General features: G+C 64.3%; 17 protein-coding genes. 7 read left to right on the top strand and 10 right to left on the bottom strand.

All coding sequences use genetic code 11. The annotated features are described in order from the left end of the window. Positions 1-90 precede the first annotated feature (90 nt). Together ABIB44_RS20405 and ABIB44_RS20400 are read right to left on the bottom strand one after the other, a co-directional pair. Positions 91-417 (bottom strand): hypothetical protein, encoded by a 327-nt coding sequence (locus ABIB44_RS20405; RefSeq protein WP_354586533.1) that lies wholly within the window; start codon positions 415-417, stop codon positions 91-93. A gap of 59 nt (positions 418-476) precedes the next feature. Then, complete coding sequence (locus ABIB44_RS20400; protein WP_354586532.1) at positions 477-1,286, bottom strand: PhzF family phenazine biosynthesis protein; 810 nt, start codon at positions 1,284-1,286, stop codon at positions 477-479. A 209-nt stretch (positions 1,287-1,495) separates the two neighbouring features. Between ABIB44_RS20400 and ABIB44_RS20395 the strand changes: the two genes are divergently transcribed. From ABIB44_RS20395 to ABIB44_RS20385, 3 genes are all read left to right on the top strand, one after another. Beyond that, positions 1,496-2,068: an RNA polymerase sigma factor gene (locus tag ABIB44_RS20395; protein WP_354586531.1), complete on the top strand. Its 573-nt coding sequence runs from the start codon at positions 1,496-1,498 to the stop codon at positions 2,066-2,068. Continuing rightward, positions 2,065-3,732 (top strand): outer membrane beta-barrel protein, encoded by a 1,668-nt coding sequence (locus tag ABIB44_RS20390; protein ID WP_354586530.1) that lies wholly within the window; start codon positions 2,065-2,067, stop codon positions 3,730-3,732. The genes ABIB44_RS20395 and ABIB44_RS20390 overlap by 4 nt, the downstream gene beginning before the upstream one ends. Positions 3,733-3,999: 267 nt before the next feature. Continuing rightward, positions 4,000-4,518: a 2'-5' RNA ligase family protein gene (locus ABIB44_RS20385; protein ID WP_354586529.1), complete on the top strand. Its 519-nt coding sequence runs from the start codon at positions 4,000-4,002 to the stop codon at positions 4,516-4,518. Here the strand turns inward: ABIB44_RS20385 and ABIB44_RS20380 are convergent. From ABIB44_RS20380 to ABIB44_RS20365, 4 genes are all read right to left on the bottom strand, one after another. Next, entirely contained in the window at positions 4,467-5,003 is a 537-nt protein-coding gene (locus ABIB44_RS20380; RefSeq protein WP_354586528.1) for a BLUF domain-containing protein, read from the bottom strand. The two genes, ABIB44_RS20385 and ABIB44_RS20380, sit on opposite strands and share 52 nt — an antisense overlap. 222 nt (positions 5,004-5,225) lie before the next feature. Further along, positions 5,226-6,767 carry a glycosyltransferase family 39 protein gene (locus ABIB44_RS20375; RefSeq protein ID WP_354586527.1) on the bottom strand — a complete coding sequence of 514 codons (1,542 nt, stop codon included), beginning with the start codon at positions 6,765-6,767 and terminating at the stop codon, positions 5,226-5,228. Positions 6,768-6,923: 156 nt separating this feature from the next. Next, positions 6,924-7,922, bottom strand: coding sequence for an alpha/beta hydrolase family protein (locus ABIB44_RS20370; RefSeq protein ID WP_354586526.1), 999 nt, complete (start codon positions 7,920-7,922; stop codon positions 6,924-6,926). A gap of 49 nt (positions 7,923-7,971) precedes the next feature. Further along, on the bottom strand, positions 7,972-8,235 hold the full coding sequence (locus tag ABIB44_RS20365) for a hypothetical protein (protein ID WP_354586525.1): 264 nt from the start codon (positions 8,233-8,235) through the stop codon (positions 7,972-7,974). A 166-nt stretch (positions 8,236-8,401) separates the two neighbouring features. Here ABIB44_RS20365 and ABIB44_RS20360 point away from each other — a divergent pair, with 166 nt between their 5' ends. After that, positions 8,402-9,757 carry a YfcC family protein gene (locus ABIB44_RS20360; protein WP_354586524.1) on the top strand — a complete coding sequence of 452 codons (1,356 nt, stop codon included), beginning with the start codon at positions 8,402-8,404 and terminating at the stop codon, positions 9,755-9,757. Between the two features lie 135 nt (positions 9,758-9,892). Here ABIB44_RS20360 and ABIB44_RS20355 read toward each other — a convergent pair whose 3' ends face one another. Both ABIB44_RS20355 and ABIB44_RS20350 read right to left on the bottom strand, forming a co-directional pair. Continuing rightward, positions 9,893-10,294, bottom strand: a complete 402-nt coding sequence (locus ABIB44_RS20355) for a GlcG/HbpS family heme-binding protein (RefSeq protein WP_354586523.1) — start codon at positions 10,292-10,294, stop codon at positions 9,893-9,895. Between the two features lie 11 nt (positions 10,295-10,305). After that, positions 10,306-10,938, bottom strand: a complete 633-nt coding sequence (locus tag ABIB44_RS20350) for a flavin reductase family protein (protein ID WP_354586522.1) — start codon at positions 10,936-10,938, stop codon at positions 10,306-10,308. A gap of 71 nt (positions 10,939-11,009) precedes the next feature. Here ABIB44_RS20350 and ABIB44_RS20345 point away from each other — a divergent pair, with 71 nt between their 5' ends. After that, a complete protein-coding gene (locus tag ABIB44_RS20345; RefSeq protein WP_354586521.1) occupies positions 11,010-11,483 on the top strand; it encodes a MarR family winged helix-turn-helix transcriptional regulator in 474 nt (157 codons plus the stop codon). A gap of 44 nt (positions 11,484-11,527) precedes the next feature. Here the strand turns inward: ABIB44_RS20345 and ABIB44_RS20340 are convergent, their stop codons facing one another. After that, positions 11,528-11,938: a DUF6960 family protein gene (locus tag ABIB44_RS20340; RefSeq protein WP_354586520.1), complete on the bottom strand. Its 411-nt coding sequence runs from the start codon at positions 11,936-11,938 to the stop codon at positions 11,528-11,530. 183 nt (positions 11,939-12,121) lie between these two features. On the opposite strand from ABIB44_RS20340, the gene ABIB44_RS20335 reads away from it, so the two are divergent. Both ABIB44_RS20335 and ABIB44_RS20330 read left to right on the top strand, forming a co-directional pair. Continuing rightward, positions 12,122-14,014, top strand: coding sequence for an alpha-amylase family glycosyl hydrolase (locus tag ABIB44_RS20335; RefSeq protein ID WP_354586519.1), 1,893 nt, complete (start codon positions 12,122-12,124; stop codon positions 14,012-14,014). 149 nt (positions 14,015-14,163) lie between these two features. Then, positions 14,164-15,513, top strand: a complete 1,350-nt coding sequence (locus ABIB44_RS20330; protein ID WP_354586518.1) for a carboxylesterase family protein — start codon at positions 14,164-14,166, stop codon at positions 15,511-15,513. A 178-nt stretch (positions 15,514-15,691) separates the two neighbouring features. Here ABIB44_RS20330 and ABIB44_RS20325 read toward each other — a convergent pair whose 3' ends face one another. After that, on the bottom strand, positions 15,692-16,321 hold the full coding sequence (locus tag ABIB44_RS20325; RefSeq protein ID WP_354586517.1) for a nitroreductase family protein: 630 nt from the start codon (positions 16,319-16,321) through the stop codon (positions 15,692-15,694). Between the last annotated feature and the right edge of the window lie 170 nt (positions 16,322-16,491).

Here is a 16,491-nt window from a genome sequence, read left to right as displayed (position 1 = left end):
AGCCTGCAAAACTGGTTGGCCCTGCACTGGCTCGCTTTTACCGTGCTGCTACTGCGTAAAATTACGTCGCCGACTACTTCCTAAACAGCTTCATATGCAGCTTAAAATCATCTTTTGGATGTTGCTTAATTCATTTTCAATTTCTGCATCTGGTTCGTTAAAATAGACCCTACAAGGTGAAATCAACAGTTCATTATCAACCCATATTGTTAAGGAAAATGGGTGAATCAGATTATCAACCTTATGAATTTGCCCATCTGTCAGTTCCACATTATTAACATCAAACGGCAAAATATTTAATACCGCTTCAACGTCACTTTTCAGTACACTAGGAAAAGCGTTGAGAAGCCTTTGCCTATACTCCGAATAGCCTTCTTTTCTAAACCAATTTATCATCACCGAAGTCTGTTTTAACAACGAATTTAGCTGTTAATCAACGTATTTACTTTGGACAATGCTAGCGAAAGCGGCGGTTTTCAACTCCCCGCCCCCACCAGCAGCTCCCCCGCCGCGTACGTCACGGCGTAGCCTCCAATATCCACCCGGCCGCCATCGCGCAAACGGCACCAGAGGTCGCCGCCACGGGGCGAAATCTGGCGGGCGCGCAGCTCGGCGCGGCCCAGCTCCTGGGCCCAGAACGGGATGAGCGTGCTGTGGGCTGAGCCCGTGACGGGGTCTTCCGGCACGCCCACGCGGGGGGCGAAAAAGCGCGACACAAAATCAATTTCGCCCGCGCCGGGCGCGGTGGCGATGATGCCCACGTAATCGAAGGTAGCGATGGCGGTCATATCAGGTTTCAGAGCGGCTACTTCGGCTTCGGAAGCGAACACGGCCACGAGGTCGCGGGCGGCCAGCACGGCGTGCGGCGTGCCACCGAGGGCCGCCGCCAGGCCGGCCGGCACCTCGGGCAACAGCTGCGGCGGGCGCGAGGGGAAGTCGAGCACGAGGCGGCCACTGGCTTCGCGGGCTACCCGCAGCGGCCCGCTTTGGCTGTGGAAGGTGACCTGCTCGCCGGCAAAGCCCAGGTGCTGAAACAGCACGTGCGCCGCCGCCAGCGTGGCGTGCCCGCAGAGGTCGATTTCGACGGCCGGCGTGAACCAGCGCAGGTCGAACTCGGCCGTCGTGCCGGCGCGGGGCACGAAGAAAGCGGTTTCGGCTAGGCTGTTCTCGGCCGCGATTTGCTGCATGAGCGCGGGCGGCAGGGCGGTTTCGAGGGGGCATACGCCGGCGGGATTGCCGGCGAAGGGCGTTTGGGCAAAGGCATCGACGTGGAAGTAGCGGAGCACGGCTGCGGAAGATTTAGATGGATGGCACGGATTGATTTGGCTGGCAAGATTACGACGCGGAACAACGAACTGCAGCCGGAAACCGGAGCCGCTATTGCAAGCTTGATTTCAAAATACTTTTGGGGCCGCGCAACCCACCCGATGCCTCGCCGGTCAGGGGTGCACGAGGCGGGTTGGTACCGTTCGCCTTTCTTTTCCTTTCCTACTGCATGCCGCCTCCCGTGACCACGGTTGATGACGCCTTGCTGGCCGCGTGCCGGCGGGGCGAGTCGGCCGCGCAGCACCAGCTTTACCGCCTGCTGGCCTACCGGCTGATGGGGGTGTGCCTCCGCTATTGCCCCAATCGAACCGAAGCCGAAGACGCCCTGCAAAACACCTTCGTTAAAATTTTTACCCGCCTCGACCAGTACCGCGGCCAGGGCCCATTCGAAGCCTGGGCCCGCCGCATTGCCGTCACCACCTCGCTGCACGCCCTGGAGCAGCACCGCCTGCGCCACCCCGGCCCGACCGGCGACACCCTTGCCGACCTGGCCGCCGACCTGCCCACCACCGAGCCCTCGGCCCTCGACCACCTAGCCACCGCCGACCTGCTGGCCCTGCTGGCCACGCTGCCGCCCGGCTACCGCACGGTGCTCAACCTCTACGCCGTGGAAGGCTACTCGCACCAGGAAATCGGCGAGCTGCTGGGCATCGCCGAAGGCACTTCGAAATCGCAGCTGGCCCGGGCCCGGCGGCTGCTCGAAACCCGCCTGGCGACCCACCATTCGCCCCAATTACCATGACCGACCACCAACCCGACGACTTATACGACGCCTTGCGCGACCGCCTGGCCGACTACGGCCAGGAGCCGCCCGCGCCGCTGTGGGCCAACATTCGGGCGCAGCTGCCGCCGCCGGTTGCGGCCCCGCAGCTACGCCCGCGAACCCGGCGGCGCAGGCTGGCGGCATTGGCCTTGCTGCTGCTGCTGGTGATAGTGAGCGTGGGTACCTGGCAGTGGTGGCAGCCGGGTAGGCAGTCCGTTGGCCGGATAGCCACGCGGATTACCAGCAAGCAGGCAGCTCCGGCGGCCAGTCCACCAGCCGGATTAACGGCAGCAGCGGGGCATTCTGCTACAGCCGCGGCACCCGATAATACGATTCGGCAAGCTTCGGCTGATGCGCTGGCGCGTGCCTCCGGGGCAGCAAGCGGAGCTGCCAACGACGGCTTATTACACGAAGCGGCAGCAGCAAAGTCGGGGGTAGTCGCTGCCTCGTCGCGCCGCTCGCCGGCCGCAGCAATTTTCAACACTACGCCGCGACCTCGGACATTGGCTGCTGCCCGGGCAACCGGGCCTGGGAGCGGAGTAGCCGTGCGCGCGGCCAGCCAGGCGGGAATCGACAAGCTGACTTCCGAGCTCGCTACTCCGTCGGCCCTGGCGGTGGCGCGACCCGTTATTACTGCTCGCAACCATCCCTTGCGGGCCCCGCAGCTTCCGGCCAGCGGCCGGGAAAGCGCGGCCCGCACTGCTTCCCAACTGGCGATTTCGGCCACTGGCAAGCAGCAGCCAGCCGAGATTTGGTTAGAATCATTGGCCCAAACCACTCAGAAACCACTGCTGCCGGCCGCTGTGTCCGCCCGGGCGGCCTGGCAATTGGGAGTGCCACGGGTAGCCGAATTGGTACTACCTCCTTTCCCGGTTCCGGCGCAGTTGGCGCGGGCTGGCACCCTGCCGCCCCTGTCGGTGGCGAAAGTCCGACGCTGGGCGGTGCAGGTGGTGGCCGGGCCAGCCCTCACCGGGCGAGCACTGGGCGCGGGGCAGCTTAGCTACGCCTCCGGGCCAACGCCCCCCTACCTACCCAGCAATGGCCTGATGCGCAACCTATTTACCACCAGCTCAGTGGAGCATGAGCGAGCCGCCACCGGCTTTGGCGCGGAGGCACAGCTGCAACGCCAGCTGAACGGGCGCTGGAGCCTGGGCACTGGCCTGGGCTACCAGGCATTCGCGACCAACCAAGCGGTGCGCGTGCGCGTGTTGCCTGGTGCGCCCACTGCCAGTAACCCCTCCCCCGATTCGGTAGCAACGATAACCGTGCGCAACACCTACCATTTTCTGACCTTGCCACTGCGCGTGAGCTATCAGCTGGGGGCCGGGCACCCACGCCTGCGCTACGGCCTGCGGGCAGGGGCCGACCTCGCCTTTTACCTGGGCGGCCACAGCACCGAAGGCACTAGCTACAGAGGCAGCAGCTCCAGCTGGGGTGCCAGCGGTAGCCCTTACCGCCCGCTCAGCCTAGCGCTGAGCCTGGGTGCCGAAGTCCGTTTCCAGCTCGCCCCCCGCTGGGAGCTGCTGGCCCAGCCCACGCTCACGCACTTTATTACGTCGGTGGCGCGGCCATCCTTGGGCTATGTGCCTCGTTATCCGTTGGCCGCCACCGCGCTGGTAGGCGTGGCGTATTGGCTGCGATAGGGCGGCATGGGCTTATTGCAGTCTGACCCAATCATTCCCACGCGCACCGGGTTTTTGCCCGGCCAATGCGCGATTTCGGCTCCGCTGCCCAGGTCCGGCCCCGGTGGTATCGGTGCGCTTGGCGGGCTCCAGAATACCGCAGTTTGCGGCGCGGCCGGCTGAATCAGGAGGAAAATGGGGCATGGACGAGCTGGAAAGGACCGGCCGCCAAAGTGCGGCCACGGCCGCCGGCTTTGCGTATCTACCGGCACCAGCAGCTTTTCCGCAATGCCCGACAACGCCCCCGCTCCCCTCATCCTCACCCTGAGGCTCGACCCGGCCTCCCAGGCCTATTTCGATGCCCTGCGGCAGCGGCACTTTCCGCCCGCCATCAATTACCTGGCCGCCCACCTCACGCTGTTTCATCACCTGCCGGGAGCTGAGCTAGCTGCCGTGCGGGCCCATTTGCAAACCCTGGCTCGCGCTACCGGGCCCCTGCCGCTGCGCGTGGCGGGGCTGCGCTCGCTGGGCCGGGGCGTGGCGTTCAATCTTGAAAACGACGAGCTGCGTGCCCTTCACCGCCAACTGCAAACGCACTTCGCCCCCTACCTCACTTCGCAGGACCAGCAGAAGCTCCAGCCGCACGTCACCATCCAAAACAAAGTGGACCCCGCCGCCGCCCGCCAGCTGCTGGCCGAAATGCAGGCCGATTTTGTACCGTTCGAAGCCGTGGGCACCGGGCTGCGCCTGTGGGCCTACCGCGGCGGGCCGTGGGCCAGCTTGGCCGAATTGCCATTTGGGGGCTGAATGGATGGCGAGCGCTGCGGGGGGTGAGCCGCGCGGTCGCCAGGCTGGCCGAGTACGTGCGAACAATGCAATTCCACGAATTCCAGCAGTAAATCGGCAATCACTTCCGGTTCGTCGTAGCCCTGCGGCGGCAATACGCGGCGGTGCGACTGGTCGAGGCAGGCCGTGAGACGGACTAGCGCGTCGGGCGCGACTTCGGCAAAGCCCAGGCTGGCGTACGGAAACAGCGGCCCGCGCACGGCAGCCGCTTCGAGGGCACGCACGGCGTGGTGGCGCGGGTCGGCAGCAATGCGCGCATACAAAGTTGCCACGGCCGGCTCCGGGCCCTCGAGCACTCCCAGAAACTGCGGGCCGGCCCGCAACAGCAGCCCCCCAATGCCCTCACTGTAGTTGTAGATGCGGGCCTGCATGAGCAGCCGTTCGAACTCGGCCGACCCGAATGAACGCGCGGCCGTGCTAGCATAGGTAATGCGGTAGGTTTCCATAGGCAGAGAGGTAGAAGCGTATTTCTTTGGTTGGGAAGGCTACCTGGCGCTGGCCCGGAGGCCGTACCGAATCAGACCAAAAGCCGCTTCCCTGCTTGCTTACACAAAAACCACGGAGGCAGGCGGCGCGGGCAAACAACCCCGCCTTGGCACCAGATTGACCATCGGGCCAATTCAATACATAATATATATTGAATACTTTGCAAATAAAAGAAACCGGGCTTATCGAGCCTTATTTTCCCACTGAGCCAGTTCGGCACGCCACTCCTCGTTCACCCGCGCTAGGAGGGCAGGCCCGGGCCCCCGGCCCAGGATGATGCGGGTACCGCGTTCGCGGGCGTAAGGGTCGGCTACGGCCCCGAGCTCGCGGTAGCTGGCGAAGTACCCGGCCAGCTCGGGGTGCAGCTCATCGTCGATGATGAGCACGGCCTGCCAGTCCTGCCGCACCGGGAACCAATACAGGAAGCTGCCATTGAAGCTCTGGGCCGGCGTCAGGGGCCGGTGCCGGTTGTAGTAGTTGATGGCGCTGGCCTGGCCATAGTTGGCGCATTTGATGAGGGTGTGGGCGCGAACCGCAGCGGGCAGGCTTTGGTAGGCGGCCCAGGTTTTATCGGCCAGCTCGCGCCAGCCGCGCATATCGGCATAGTCCTGGGGCAGGGCGTGGATGCGGCCATCCTCCCAGGTGTACAGGCCCAGCGGCGCGAAGCGGGCGCGCAGGGCAGCCATGGCCGCCGGCGGCCGCATCGGGTAGATGAACGGCAGCAGCGGGGCCAGCAACGCCAGCGGCAGCAGCACCAGTATTGGCCGCAGCCCCGCCGCCAGCCGCGGCCACGCCAGGCCCGCCAGCCGCGCCTCCCACCACCACGCCCCGAAGCTGAACAGCCCCGGATAGTAGCCCAGCGTGTAGTAGGCCTTGCCGTGCAGTGCCACCTGAATGCCCACGCCCAGCACCGCCACCCACCCTACCACGCAGTAGGGCCGCAGCCGGGGGCTAAGCAGCAGCGCCAGCAGCCCCGGCACCCACACCCACACGGCCCCCAAGCACATCAGCAGCTGCAGCTTCCAGAACTCGGTAGGGTCGACGTGCACCAGCTGGGTGTCGTGCAGCAGCTGCATGTGGTGCCGAAACGGGATGCCGTGACGGAGTTGCCAGGCCAGGTTGGGTGCCCACACCAGCAGTGCCAGTGCCGCCGCGCCCCAGAAATGCCGGTTCAGCAGTACGCGGCGGGTAGGCGTGAGCAGCAGCGCGCCGCCCAGCGCCGCGATAAAAAACAGCGTGGTGTACTTGTTCAGCAGGCCCAGCCCGAGGCCCAGGCCCAGCAGGTAGAGGAAGCGGGGCCGCTCCGTTTGCACGTAGCGCACCAGCCAGTAGAGGCCGAATACAAAGCCAAACACCTCGAACGAGTTGGGCTGAAACAGCAGATTGAGCCGGGCGAAGGCCGTGCCCAGGTAGCAGGTGCCCGCCAGCGCCGTGGCGAACCAGCCGCCGCCCAGCCGCTGCGCCAGCCGCATGACGAGGTACAGCGTGGCCGCGCCCCACAAAAATGGCCAGAACCGCACCCAGCCTTCGCCGCCGCCCAGCGCCAGGCTCAGCCAGCCCTGCGCGGCACTCAGGGGCGGCACTTCGAGGTAGCCCCAGGCCAGGTGCCGGCCGTGGTTGAGGTAGAGGTATTCATCGCGGTGCAGGTCGTACTGCGAGCTGATGAGAAAGTAGCCCGAAACGAACTTGAGCAGGGCAAAGGCGAGCGGCAGGCGGCGGTTCATGCGGGGCAAGGTAGCGGAGCCGATGTAAAAGCAAGATATTACAATGTTATAGAACCAAGCATTTTTGCTAGCCGGCGGTATTTCAATTTGCAAATCATGCATAACAATGGCCAGCTTACCGACGTGGACCGGCTGGTCGAGTAGCCCCGGCCGGCACTATTTAGGCCACAGCCCCGCCCAGCGCAGAAAGTCCTCCCCCACCTGGTCCCAGTAGAAGTCGTCGTAGTCCAGCTGCCCGTTTTTCACGCCGAAGAAATTATGCTCGCGCCCGGGGTACTCGCGGAAGGTGAAGTTGGGGCGGTGCTGCCGGATGGTTTCCAGGCGCAGGTAGTCGTCGCCGGCCACGCCCCGGTCGAGCGTGCCGAAGCCCACGAACACCGGCACCCGCGTACGCAGCAGCTCGGGCATTTCTGAAGCCGCGAAGCCGTAGGAATTGCGCGGGTCGTCGCCTTGGCAGTCGGTACGGGTAGGGTCGGCCACCACTTCCTGCCAGCGCCGGAAAGTGCCGGCTACCTCGGCCGTATCGGCGGCTTGTCGGCCCATGGCCAGCATCGACATCTGCCGGCCCAGGGGGTTGCCGCTCAGATACACCGCCCGGCTCACCAAACCCGGCACGGCGGCCAAGTGGGCCACTACGGAGGTGCCCTGCGAGTGCCCGCCGATGACGACGTGCGCCGCATCCACCCACGACTGCTTTTTGAGGTAGCGCAGCACGGCCTCGTCGCGCCGCACATAGTAGCCGAGGTAATTGCGGGCGCAGTAGTAGGGCGGCGGCTGGCGCTTGCCCACGGCGTTGGGATTTTGCCCGGTCACGTCGGCCGTAAGCGGCAGGCCAGGCTTGCTGATGATGGCCAGATGGCAGCTTTCGAGCACCTTATTGGGGTGAAACGGGAAGGCCGGGTAGGCCCCCTGCTCGTCGTAAAGCACAAGCGGCATAGGCAGCGAGCCCTGCTCCCAAAGCAGCAGCGGCTTCTTGAGCTGCTCCTCGCCGGGCTTCGAAAGCAGTAGTACCTGCACGCTGTCGCGCCCGAACATCACCGTCAGGCGGCGGTAGCCAAAGGCTTCTGGCGGGCGCGGGGCGGCGGGGGCAGTTTGGGCGAGAGCCGGGCTACCGAGGCAGGCCACCAGCAATAGCAGCAGTAGTAATTGGAGCATGCAGCCCCTTTTGACCCTACGGCAAAGTTGCCGGGGCGGCGCAAGGACCTTACAGCCCCACGGGCAGTTGCACCCGGGCCAGGTACTCGCCCAGCCCGGCGGGCTTCTGAAAAACGTGGATGAAGAGGATGTGCTCCTCGCCCCGGCTGCGCCAGGTTTCGGCATAAAAGCCCTCCACGGCATAGAGCGTGAGCTCGAAGCTGTCTTCCTGGCGCTCGGCCAAGCGGGTGCCGTGCCGGGCGAGGTGCTCGGTCTGGTGGCGCTGGTGCAGGGCTTTGAAGACGGTGATGGTCATGGTGGTAGGGCAGTACATAACGCAAAAGAACGTCATGCTGAGCGTAGCTGAAGCATCTCTACCGCAGGAGTAAACTCAATCGAAAGGGTTAGTTGCGCGGTAAAGATGCTTCGGCTACGCTCAGCATGACGGCCTTGTGACGCTCGCCTGACGTTCTTTTGTTCCCGATTCCTCATCCTTTGCAATGAACAAATTCCGTTTTCCGCACCCACTGGTGCTCATCGTGGGCTTTATTTTCCTAGCCGCTGCGCTCAGCTACGTGCTGCCGGCCGGCGAATTCACGCGCCACCTCGATGCCCTGACCGGGCGGCAGGTGGTAATAGCCGGCTCCTACCACGCCGTGCCGGCCACGCCCGTCGGCCCGCTCGACGTGCTGGTGGACATCCCCAAGGGCCTGGCCGATGCCGCCGCCGTGGTATTCCTGATTTTCCTGGCCGGCGGTGCCTTCACCGTGGTCGACCAGACCGGAGCCCTGCGCTTCGGCGTGGACTGGCTTCTGCGCCGCGCCCACGGCCGCGAGGTGCTCGTAATTCCGCTGGTGGGCACGCTCTTCGCCACCATGGGCGCGCTGGAAAACATGGGCGAGGAGATAATTCCGCTGGTGCCGGTGCTGCTCGTGCTCATGCGCCGGTTGGGCTACCCGGTGCTCACGGCCGTGGCGGCCAGCGTGGGGGCGGCCTTTGTGGGGGCCTCATTCAGCCCGATAAACCCGTTCCAGGTGGGCATTGCCCAAAAGCTGGCGCAGCTGCCGCTGCTCTCGGGCGGGGCCTTTCGCATGGGCTTCCTGCTGGTGGCGGTGGGGCTGTGGCTGTGGGCCACCACGCGCCACGCCGTGCGCCACCGCCAGGCTCCGGATTTAAGCCTCGATGCCAATGAAGCCGCCACCGGTCCGGCCGCGGATGGTGGCCGCCCCGGCCTGGTGCTGCTGCTGATGCTGGCTGCGTTTGCCGCGTTTGCCTACGGCGTGGTGCAGCTGCACTGGGAGTTCGAGCAGATGTCGGCGCTGTTTCTGGGGCTGGGCATTGTGGCCGGGCTGGTGGGGGGCCGCGGCCTCACGGGCACGGCCGAGGGCTTCATTGCCGGCTTCCGCGACATTGCCTTTTCGGCCCTGCTGATTGGGTTTGCCCGCGCCATTTTCGTAGTGCTGGAGCAGGGCCATATCGTCGATACCATCGTGCACGGCCTGGCCACGCCACTCGGGCACCTGCCCGTGGCGCTGGCCGCCCTAGGCATGATGGGCGTGCAAACCCTGTTGCACGTGCCCGTGCCCAGCGGCAGCGGGCAGGCCACACTCACGATGCCGCTGCTGGTGCCGCTGTCCGATATTCTGGGTCTCTCGCGGCAGGTGACAGTACTGGCGTTTCAGTACGGGGCGGGGCTGTGCGAGCTCATCACGCCCACCAACGGCACGCTCATGGCCATGCTGGCCGCCACCGGCGTACGCTTCGAGCAATGGATAAAATTTGCCGCGCCGCTGTGGGCCGCGCTGTTCGTGCTGGGTGCCGTGGCGGTGGTGGTAGGCATCGCGGTGGGCGTGTAGATTATTCTACTGGCCGTCTTCATACCTCAGCATGGGTCCCTCCTGTCCATCAAGGAATAGAGCCGAGGAAACAGCACCAGCAGTTGGGTAATGAATCTCCTCACCCCAGCGGCAACCGCCGCATAATCCGGGTCGTCAGGTAAGCGACGCGACAGCAGCTACAACCGCCGCGCCGATGGCCTGGTCCTGCTCAAAATTGCCCCCGGCGATGCCCACTCCGCCAACTACCCCGTCTTTCCCAGCCAGCGGAAATCCGCCCGGCAGGCTGGAAATGGCCAGATTGGTCGCAAAAGATGCCTGCAGGGCTGGAAATTTCTGACCAAGCTCGCCCACCACGTGGCTGGGGATGCGCAGCTGCGAGGCCGTTATGGCCTTGAGCCGGCTACTTTCCAGCGCGAAGTAGCTGCATCCTTCCTGGCGCACCAGGGCCCGCACGTGCCCCCCGGTGTCGACTACGGTTACGGTAACGGGGATGCACTGGCGTTGCGCTTCCTGCTGCGCGGCCAATAAAACGGCCGCTACGAATGCTTGGGTCATGATGCCGGAAATTAACGGGTACCTGGGGAAAACTTTTCGTCCTCGATGACAAACGTGTCGGTGGTGCGGGCGTAGCGGGAGCCAGCCATGCGGCCAATGGCGCGCAGTTGCCTAAAATCTACCCGGAAATGGTCATCGATGAGGGCATCATCCACGTGCAGATATACCACTTCCCCGATAACCAAGCGCGACCGGCCGACCTCAACGACGTGCAACGTTCGGCACTCGAATGATACCGACGCCTCACCGATGCGCGGGGGCCGCACCATGGCGCTGGCCGCCGGCGTCAGGCCCGTGAAGTCGAACTCCGACACATCGGCTGCCAACGGCGTGGCCGTGCGGGCCATTTGCTCGGCGTAGTATTCTGTGGCAATGTTGACGACAAACTCGCCGGTTCCGCCCTCGGTGGTTAGCTGGGCATTGCGCAATGTGTCTTTCCAGGTACCATCGGGCTTGGGGCCGGCCACGGCAAACGACAAGGCCATGGGCGCGTGGCCGACAATGCTGAAGTAGGAGAACGGGGCCACATTCAATATCCCATTGGGCGAGATGGTCGAAATTACGGCCACCGGACGCGGTACGATGGTGCCGGTTAGCAACTTGTAACGGGCCTCAATGGGCAATTCGTGAGCGGGCAGGTGCATAGCAGGGGATTATTCGGTGCAATAGTAAGCACTACTGACCAAATAGTAACCCCAGCTGACTACTTTTGTTTATGACTGCTCACGAAGAGACAACTCGACAGATTACCGAAAAGAACCTCGCGGGCCACGTGCACTACTTTTCGCGGCTGTTAGCGCAGCTCAGCGAGCACCGCTGGGCGGCCGATGGCTACCCCGAACTGCGCAGCGGCCACGTGCAGCTGTTGCGCAATCTCGACCCGGCCGGTACGCGCGCCACGGTGTTGGCGCACCGCGCCCAGGTCACTAAGCAAACAATGGGACGCTTGGTCAAGGAACTGGTTGGCGCGGGCTACCTGGCCCTGATGCCCGACGCAGCCGACAGCCGCGCCCAACTCGTGCAGCTGACGCACCGGGGAGAAACGTTTTTGGCGTACCTGGCCACTACGCTGGTAGACCTGGAGCAAGCCTTTGGGCGAGTGCTCGGAATATCCCGGTTGGCCGCCTTCAACGCCGCCCTGCGCGAACTGACTGCCTTTGCCGAAATCCGGCGGCAGCAACTGCCCTAAAGTTATTTCCCGGCCATCGTATTTGACAAGGCCGTTTTCAACAATTAATCCGCCCGCAGCTCATTCGCCTGAAACACCGTTGGCAGCTTGCGCTTGCGCTCCACAATCTGGTAGGTGGCGGTGTCGGTGGCCTCGTCCCAGAACACGTCGGAGACGAGGCCGAAGTGGCGGTACTGGCCCGGCGCGGGCGTTACCTCCTCCACCGAATCGCCGAAGCTGAAGGCGGGCTTGTGATAGATTTCCTTGAACAGCTCGGGGCGCACGAGGAACTGCTGCTCGTCGTAGCGAATGGTAATCCACTCACCTTCGTCGTCTTCGGCGATTTTCTCGAAGAGCTTACCCACGGGCTCCAGCAGCTCAAAAGCGCGGCGGTTGGCGGGGTGAATGTAGCGGAAGCCGTAGTCGGGCGACCAGCCGTAAAGGCCAAAAATGACGGGTTTGGGGCGAGTTTTCAAGCGCAAAAATTCAGAATCGAAAAACAAACTAACAACGCGGGCCGGCAAAAAGCTTCCGGTGGATGGCTATGCCGGCGCGGTAAACCAGGTTAGCCAAAAAGCCGGGCCAACCGTATAACCGGGCTCCCCTGCCCAGTACCGGCCGCATTTTCGGCTGCCCGGGCGGCGGGCAGCTTTTTTTCGATGCCGAACGCTTCCGCTTCCAAACCCGCTCCGCAGGCCACCACGGCCGCCAAAGCTCCTGCTGCTAAAGCTCCCCAACCAACCACTTCTTCCCAGCCGGGCCCCGCGCCGCAACCCGGCATGGGTGCCGTGCCCCACGCGGCCGGGACCACCTTCCGGGTGTGGGCTCCCCACGCCGATACAGTGGCGGTCATCGGCACCTTTAATGACTGGGCGGGTGATAAAAACCCACTTCAGCACGAAGCCGATGGGTATTGGGCCGTGGATGTGCCCAACGCCCAGCCCGGCGACGAGTACAAGTTTCACCTCACCAACGGCGACCAGACCTTCGACCGCAACGACCCTTACGCCCGGCAGGTAACGAACTCGGCCGGCTCGTCGGTGGTCCACGACCCGAGCTTCGATTGGGGCGACGACAACTTTCAGATGCCCGCCTGGAACGAGCTGGTGATTTACGAGCTGCACGTGGGCACCTTCAACGCGCCGGATGCGGAGAATGTGGGCACGTTTATGAGCGTGGCCGAAAAGCTGCCTTATCTGCGCGATTTGGGTATCAACTGCATCGAGTTGCTGCCGGCTACGGAGTTCCCGGGCAGCCGCTCGTGGGGCTACAACCCAGCCTGCCCGTTTGCACTCGAAAGCGACTACGGCGGGCCAGTGGCCTTCAAGGAACTGGTGAAAGCGGCCCACCAGCACGGCATCGCCGTGGTGCTCGACGTGGTGTACAACCACTTCGGCCCCGGCGACCTAGACCTCTGGCAGTTCGACGGCTGGAGCGAGAACGATGGCGGCGGCATCTACTTTTACAACGACTGGCGCGCCAAAACGCCCTGGGGCGACAACCGCCCCGACTACGGCCGCCCCGAGGTGCGCCAGTACATCCGCGACAACGCCCTGATGTGGCTGAACGAGTACCGCTGCGATGGCTTGCGGGCCGATGCCATTTCCTTCATCCGCAACGTGAACGGCGAGGAAAACCCCGACGAGGACCTGCCCGACGGCTGGAGCCTGATGCGCTGGATTAACGAGGAAATCGACCAGACGATGCCCTGGAAAATCACCATCGCCGAGGACCTGCGCGGCAACCCCGCCATCACCGAAACCACGGCCAGCGGCGGCCAGGGCTTCGACTCGCAGTGGGATGGCTCGTTCGTGTATCCCATTCGCGATGCCCTGACGGCGGCGAATGATACCGACCGCGACATGCAGGCCGTGGCCCAGGCCCTGACGCAGCTTTACAACGACAACGCCTTCCGCCGCGTCATCTACACCGAAAGCCACGACGAAGTGGCCAACGGCAAGAGCCGCGTGGCCGAGGAAATTATGCCCGGCGCGGCCGACCACTGGTTTGCCAAAAAACGCACTACCCTGGGCGCGGCCCTGGTGCTCACGGCCCCCGGCATCCCGATGATTTTCCAGGGCCAGGAAATGCTGGCCGATGGCGCATTCGTCGACACCGAGCCCGTGCAATGGCAGCATCTGGAGGCCCGTGGCGGCCTCGTGCACCTCTACCGCGACCTCATCAGCCTGCGCCGCAACTACCACGGCACCACGCGCGGCCTGAGTGGCCAGCACACCCAGGTTTTCCACGTGAACGACGACGAAAAGCTGGTGGCCTTTGCCCGTCAGGCCGGCGAAGGCGGCCCCGGCGACACCACCGTGGTGCTGGCCAACTTCGCCAACACGGCCCACGAGGCCTACACTATCGGCCTGCCCGGCCCCGGCCACTGGCAGGTGCGCTTCAACAGCGACTGGCAGGGCTACGACGGCGAGTTCAGCGACATGGAAAGCTTCGGCATTGCAGCTGAAGCCGGCGAATACGACGGGTTTGAATGGCACGGCAGCATTGCCCTGGCCCCGTATGCGGTGCTGATTTTGTCGCAGGAGGCATAGGCTGGCTGTTTTAATAAACGAAAAAGCACGTCATGCCGAGCGTAGCCGACGCATCTCGCGGGCAGCAGCAAACCAATCGTTGCAACGGCGCGAGCGAGATGCCTCGGCTACGCTCGGCATGATGCACTAAACAGCTTCTCGCTCTCTACTTGTCGCAAACCCGCCCCACCGCCCCAACATTCCACACCCCGGCCGGCACTATCATCGGCTGGGCCGATGGACCGGTAGTGCGCGCCACGGGCATTCGCTACGCCCGGGCGGCGCGGTTTCGGCCCCCGGTGCCCGAGCCGCCCGCTTCCGAGCCCATCCGGGCCACGGCCCCCGCGCCGGCTTGCCCGCAGCTTGCCGACCCTCGGGTCGACCAGGTGATGGGCGACTTATTTGCGGCGCTCAGCTTTGATGAGGACTGCCTGCGCCTGTCCGTTACGCGGCCGGCCGATTGCCGGCCCGGCGAGCAGCTGCCCGTAATTGTGTGGGTGCACGGCGGCTCGTACGTATCTGGGGCGGGAGATTTGGCGATTTACGACCCCGCCACCTGGGTCGCTGAGCAGCGGGTGGTGTTTGTGGCGGTTACCTACCGGCTGGGGCTGTTCGGATTTCTGGGCACCACTAGCACGCCGCCCAACCTCGGGCTGCTCGATTTGCAGGAAGCCCTGCGCTGGGTGCGGCACAACATTGCCGCGTTCGGTGGCGACCCGGCCCTGGTAACCTTATTCGGTCATTCGTCGGGGGCCGACGCCATTGCCCAGCTCATGCTGGTGGACGGGGCCGCCGGGCTGTTTCGCCGCGCCATGCTGCACAGCGCACCGCTGGGCCTCACCCGCAACCGCCAACGCATGCTGCGGGCCATGAGCCGGGCCGTGGGCACCCTACCCCCCACCGCTACCGCCGCCGAAGTACTGGCCCGGGAAAGCGCCGTCACGAAAGCCGCCCGCTGGCAGGGCTTGAAAAGCGGCATGCCCTTCGGCCCGCAGTACGGGGCCGCGCCACTGCCGCCCGAAGCCGAAATTGACGCTACCTGGGCCGCCGTGGCCCCGCACATCGATGTGCTCATTGGTGCCACCGCCGAAGAAACCCGATTTTTCGCCGTCATCGACCCCACTTTCAACTGGTTGCAGCGCCTGCCGCTGGCGGGCAGCCGACTGGTGGGTTTGCTCACCCGCGTAACGTCGCGCCGCATCTACCTGAACCCCGCGCGGGCTTTTGCCGAACACCAGGCGCGGGCCGGCGGCCGGGCCTGGCGGTTCCTGCTCACCTACCAACCGCCCGGCAGTCCGTTTGGGGCCGCGCACGTGGTCGACTTGCCGCTGCTGTTGGGCAACCGGGCCAGCTGGGCCGCTACCCCGCTGCTGGGCACCGTCAATTGGGAAGAATTTGACGCGGCCGGCCGGCAGGTGCGGCAACTCTGGGCCGATTTTGCCCGCACCGGCGCACTACCCCAGCAGGTAATTATCCCCGGCGTGTTGGAGGTGCGTCAGGTGCACCATGGGAAGGAATAGCTTTGCCCTAATAACGCGTGCTACAATGGCGCGTGCTACAATGGCGCGCAAAAGAAACGTCATGCTGAGCTTGTCGAAGCATCTCTCCCGCAAAGAGTAATTATTTACTACTGCGGTAGAGATGCTTCGACAAGCTCAGCATGACGTACTTAATGACTGTATCTTTCTCAACCAACCCTTACACCGGGGCCTGGTCGTATCGCTCGCCGGCAAGCGTGGGCCAGGCTCCTTCAAACAGGAATTCGGCCAGGGGCTTGCGGGTGCGGGGCGCGGTTTCTTTTTCGCTCAGCCCGGCGGGCAGGTCGGAGGCCGGGCCAGGGTAGCCCAGCGTGAACACCACCACCGGCTCGAAGCCTTCGGGAATGCTGAAGGCAGTGCGCAGGGCATCGGGCGAGAAACCCGCCATCTGGTGGATTTGCAGGCCTAGTTCGGCGGCCTCCACGGCCAGGGTGGCGGTGGCCTGGCCCACGTCGTATTTGGCCCAGCCGTTGGCGTTGCCGTCGTGCGAGAAATTCAGCTTGGCCACGCCTACGGCCAGTACGTGGGCTTTTTTGGCCCATGCCTGGTTAAATTCCATGAGGCCGCCCAGAATTTTTTCGAATGCGTCGGGGCTGCTCGTCTGGCTGCCCATGATGTAGCGCCAGGGTTGCTCGCCGTAGCAGGACGCGGCCGACGAAGCGGCCGTGAAAATCTGCGCCACCACTTCGGCCGCTACGGCTTTGTCGGAGTAGGCGCGGGGGCTACGGCGCTGGGTCAGCACCGGCATGATTTCGTGTTCGAGGGTAAGAACGTTGGTGGTGTCGGCCATGAGTCGGGGAGTATGATGAAACTATCGGCGGCTTAACAGTGGCCAGGACCCGAAGTTTTGCCCGGACCAAGGGCAATGATAGGGTGTTGCTGCCGAAAAATGCTTTCCGGAGTTGGCGGGTGAGGCCCAAACCGGCTTACCTTTCGCCACGTTCTTTCGCCCGCTTTGCC

It is taken from the genome of Hymenobacter sp. UYCo722, assembly GCF_040547115.1.
Classification (GTDB): Bacteria; Bacteroidota; Bacteroidia; order Cytophagales; family Hymenobacteraceae; genus Hymenobacter.
The sequence above is the reverse complement of the archived record's forward strand: the minus strand, read 5'-3'. Positions and strand labels throughout refer to the sequence as shown.

Excerpts from the sequence above, each read along its gene's own strand:
- ABIB44_RS20395 (WP_354586531.1), top strand. The coding sequence starts at position 1,496 with ATGCCGCCTCCCGTGACCACGGTTGATGACGCCTTGCTGGCCGCGTGC.
- ABIB44_RS20390 (WP_354586530.1), top strand. The coding sequence starts at position 2,065 with ATGACCGACCACCAACCCGACGACTTATACGACGCCTTGCGCGACCGC.
- ABIB44_RS20385 (WP_354586529.1), top strand. The coding sequence starts at position 4,000 with ATGCCCGACAACGCCCCCGCTCCCCTCATCCTCACCCTGAGGCTCGAC.
- ABIB44_RS20380 (WP_354586528.1), bottom strand. The coding sequence starts at position 5,003 with ATGGAAACCTACCGCATTACCTATGCTAGCACGGCCGCGCGTTCATTC.
- ABIB44_RS20375 (WP_354586527.1), bottom strand. The coding sequence starts at position 6,767 with ATGAACCGCCGCCTGCCGCTCGCCTTTGCCCTGCTCAAGTTCGTTTCG.
- ABIB44_RS20370 (WP_354586526.1), bottom strand. The coding sequence starts at position 7,922 with ATGCTCCAATTACTACTGCTGCTATTGCTGGTGGCCTGCCTCGGTAGC.
- ABIB44_RS20365 (WP_354586525.1), bottom strand. The coding sequence starts at position 8,235 with ATGTACTGCCCTACCACCATGACCATCACCGTCTTCAAAGCCCTGCAC.
- ABIB44_RS20360 (WP_354586524.1), top strand. The coding sequence starts at position 8,402 with ATGAACAAATTCCGTTTTCCGCACCCACTGGTGCTCATCGTGGGCTTT.
- ABIB44_RS20355 (WP_354586523.1), bottom strand. The coding sequence starts at position 10,294 with ATGACCCAAGCATTCGTAGCGGCCGTTTTATTGGCCGCGCAGCAGGAA.
- ABIB44_RS20350 (WP_354586522.1), bottom strand. The coding sequence starts at position 10,938 with ATGCACCTGCCCGCTCACGAATTGCCCATTGAGGCCCGTTACAAGTTG.
- ABIB44_RS20345 (WP_354586521.1), top strand. The coding sequence starts at position 11,010 with ATGACTGCTCACGAAGAGACAACTCGACAGATTACCGAAAAGAACCTC.
- ABIB44_RS20335 (WP_354586519.1), top strand. The coding sequence starts at position 12,122 with ATGCCGAACGCTTCCGCTTCCAAACCCGCTCCGCAGGCCACCACGGCC.
- ABIB44_RS20325 (WP_354586517.1), bottom strand. The coding sequence starts at position 16,321 with ATGGCCGACACCACCAACGTTCTTACCCTCGAACACGAAATCATGCCG.